Origin of the sequence: Pseudoalteromonas sp. S558, from assembly GCF_005886635.1 — a bacterium.
Taxonomy (GTDB): Bacteria; Pseudomonadota; Gammaproteobacteria; order Enterobacterales; family Alteromonadaceae; genus Pseudoalteromonas; species Pseudoalteromonas aliena.
Map to the genome: position 1 here is coordinate 1 of NZ_PNDU01000074.1, position 3,806 is coordinate 3,806.

The following is a 3,806-nucleotide window of genomic DNA, read 5'->3' on the forward strand; positions in this document are numbered from 1 at the left end:
GTTAATTTTTAAGTTAGTAAAGAAGTGTAACTAAAAGCCGAGTTTAACTCGGCTTTTAGTTACTTAACCTGAACTCTGGATAATAAATCTATCTCGAGCAGCTATTTTCAGCGTTAACTGGGTTGAATTTATTTGCAACAGGCTCGCTATTGACGCGTAAAGTCGCCTTGTTTTCACTGAAAATCTCTGCCTAGAGAAAATCAATTTAAATATCTCCATGATTCAATACGTCAGTAAATCTCTTAACCAGAGCTCAGGTTAAGTATATAGGCATGCAGGGCATGCCTATAATGTGTGTTTATTCATTAAAATTGGTATGTAGCGCCCAACGTTGCAGTTGTGCCTAACCCTTTAATATTGTACCCACCGTAGGTGTATGCTTGTGCTCGAGCAGGGTAGTAATCGCTATTGAACAGGTTTTCTATCCCAAAATAACCACTCCATTGGGCGTTAACATTGTATTGCCCACTTAAGTTAAATGTGTTGTAGCTACTAACAGGGCCTTGATCGCCAGAGTATTGGCCTTGTGCATTTTTATCAAAGCGCTTTCTGTCGCCTACATATAAAAAGCTCATCGCAAGTGATAGTTTGTCATTCGTTTGCCATGTTAAATTAGCCGTCGCTTTAGGTGGACTAATTTGTCTTGCGCCTAAATATTCATCAGCTTTGCTGTTTTTGCCTTCAACGTAGCTGTAAGTGGCGCTCAATTTAAGATCTTCAGTAATCGTGTAGTTAACTAAACTTTCGTAACCCCATATTTCTTGAGGTGCGCGTACGGGTTCGTAAACCCCTGTTACTTCGTTGAACGCATTACTCGTACCAAGCTCTGAGGTACTTCTGTAAAGGGAAAATTCAAAGCGCACATCTTCAAACTGTGAGGTAAAACCAACTTCATAATTATCGATTATGGAGGCTTGTGTTTGAATAAGTGCAATATCGTTAACGGTCGCGGCGCGAAGTAAACGACCTATATCTGAAATGTCAGATCCCTGCGAGTAACTAAAAAATGGGCTAAACGCGTCAGTTAGATTGTATTTTATACCTGCGTTATACGTTGTAGCCTCGTAATTAATAGTATCACCACGTACGTTTAACGGCACCGAACACTGCGACGCGGTTCTGCATAGCTTTAATGTTTGATAATCACTTACGCTCAAATCAATGCTTTCGTTTCTTACGCCTGCTTTTATAATAATGTCGTCGTTTATTACCCATTTTGTTTGTAAAAAACCGGCAACACTTTCCATGTCCATCTCTGGGACCCAAACACGACCATCAACCAAAGGTTGCGACGTTTTATCGTTTAACGCGTCAATACCATAGATCAGCGTAGCTGCTACGTTTTCAAAATCAAACTGGCTATTAAAAGTAGCTCTTGCCCCTTGTTTGTCTGATTTAATGACAGACTGACCACCGCTATAACCTTCATCAAGATTGGCTAACGCGGTTGAGAAAAAGAATACGTTTTCTATATTTTGTTTATAGAGATCGAGAGTCATTTGTGTGTTATCAAATAACGCATAATCAACATACTTTAGCGTTATATTTTCATTACCTTCTGGTCCTTGCGGTTTACCTTGTTTTTGCAGTGCTAAAGGGACGTGTATAGCGTATGTTTTTTCCCCTATATTGCCATCGCCGGTAACATCGCCTAAATCTGTTTTTTGTTGTGAACTATAAAAGTTGTAGCTAAATTGCAACTGTTTTTCGTCATCAAAATCATAGGTTAGCTTGGTAAAATAGTTTTGCGTTTCGGAGTCAGATAAACCATATTGTAAACCTAAAATATCGCCCTTTGCATCGCGTTGTACGCCGTTTTCTTCATAGCTTGCACTTAACAGATAGCTGAGTTTGTCGAACTTTCCGTTTACGGCCGCCGATAGTCTACCGCCGCCACTTTCTGCTAATTTAACAGCGCTAAAGCGACTTGAAATACTTATTTCACCTTCCGGTTTACCATCACTACGCGCTTGTTTCGTTATGTAATTAATAATGCCACCTGAGGCCCCATTACCATAAATAGACGTTGCACCCTTTATTACTTCAATGCGCGCTATAGCACTTGCATCAAGCGTTTTTACGCCTAAAGAGCCATTACGAAGAGGGGTTGATTGCGGCACGCCATCAATCATTATTAAAGGCGCACGACCGCGTAGTGTTTGTCCTGAATTGCTTGAGCTGCCGGTATCGGGAGCAAGGCCTGGCACCATTTGCGCTAGTAAACTACCTAGTTCTGAACTTACTTTTAAATGCTGTTGTATTTGTTGTTGATTAATAACCGTAATTGAAGCGGGTACTTCGTCAATACTTTCAGCTATACGGCTACCAGACACAATGACGTGCTCTAACTGATCACCAGTGTATTCATTTTTATTACTTTCATCAGCGAACGTGTTAGCACTTATTGCAACAGCAAGAAGGCAAAGTGAAGTTTTTAACATTGAGGGATCTTAGTTGATAATAATTTCCGTAATGGTAATTATTATCAACTAATGGCGCAAGTGTTAATAAGATTTATTTCCATTTATGACGCTTTAACCAAAAATAGACACCACTTACAATAAAAAATGCGAGTGAAAGGGCGATTAATAACCACATAAATTGCACTATTGGGCCTGCAAAATCACCAATATGAAATTTATATTTAAAGTTCCATACTTGTGTTGTGAAGTTGGTTTTACTTGCGTCAAATGAGTTTAAGACTTTGCCAGTAAATGGGTTGCTCCAAACCCAACTGTAAGCGTGGCTTTCGCTAGGGTTTTGCATTCTCAGCGCTATTGCATCGTCGGTTTTTTTAGGCAAGTAAATTCTATATATTTTACCGTCTGGAAATACGTTCTCTGCATTTCTAATTGCTTCGTTATAGTTTAAAGCCGCTTTTAAAGGTGCGATTATTTTTGGTGCTTTCGGTCTTTGCTCTACGGTGTTAAAGGTTAAAAATTCTAAGACCGATTGAGTTTGTGTTTTCCAATTAAACGCCATGCCAGTAAAGGCAATAAGTACAAGCGGTATAAAAAAGTAAACGCCAAGCACGGTGTGTAATTGATACATGAGCACTCTAAATTTGGCTTTTGGTTTTATTGCTAACCGTTTAATTCTGTTTTTTGGTTTAACCCATAGGTAAAAGCCGAGTAAGGCGTTGACTAAAAGTAGCAAAGCACACACCGACATCCAATTTCTAAAGGTTTTTTCACCCTGACTGTTTTCATATAACAACCAGCGATGTAAGCCTTGAGCAAACCTGTAGATGGTATCTGTTGATCCATAGACGTTTAGTACACTTCCTGAGTAGGGATCAACACTGGCGTAGTATTTATTGGTCAGCCTAAATTGCCATGCTGAGTTTGGCGCTTGCTCAGGCATAAAAAAGGTGATTTCTTGCTTAGTTTGAGCTTGTACATTTTCTATAAGCTCACCGTAAGGCATTAAGTTTTTTTGGGGTGTTACTTGCCATTTTGCAGGCTCTATTAAGTGCTGTATGTCTTTTGCGTAAATCATAACCGCACCGGTTAAGCTCACTATGAATAAAAATAGTCCGCTAATAAGGGCAAGGCTTAAGTGAATTCTACGTAACCAAAGTTTCAAAAAAGTATCTCATTATGAGTTAATGGCAATATTGTAAATGATAATACGAGCTGTTTTTAATTAATAGTCATGTATTTGGTTTTGCTTATTAACCTGAACTCTGGTTAAGAGATTTACTAACGTATTGAATCATGATGTTATTTAAATTTATTTTCTCTAGCCAGAGATTTTCAGTGAAAACAAGGCGAATTTACGCGTCAATAGCTGGTCTATAGCAAGTA

2 protein-coding genes are annotated in these 3,806 nt (G+C 38.9%); both read right to left on the reverse strand.

The genetic code is table 11. The features are described from left to right. Positions 1 to 305: 305 nt before the first annotated feature. A complete protein-coding gene (locus CWB66_RS05760; RefSeq protein ID WP_138584641.1) occupies positions 306 to 2,441 on the reverse strand; it encodes a TonB-dependent receptor in 2,136 nt (711 codons plus the stop codon). Between the two features lie 73 nt (positions 2,442 to 2,514). Then, positions 2,515 to 3,585 carry a PepSY-associated TM helix domain-containing protein gene (locus CWB66_RS05765; protein ID WP_138584642.1) on the reverse strand — a complete coding sequence of 357 codons (1,071 nt, stop codon included), beginning with the start codon at positions 3,583 to 3,585 and terminating at the stop codon, positions 2,515 to 2,517. Positions 3,586 to 3,806: the final 221 nt, after the last annotated feature.

Coding starts and splice junctions, on each gene's coding strand:
- CWB66_RS05760 (WP_138584641.1), bottom strand. CDS start 2,441: ATGTTAAAAACTTCACTTTGCCTTCTTGCTGTTGCAATAAGTGCTAAC.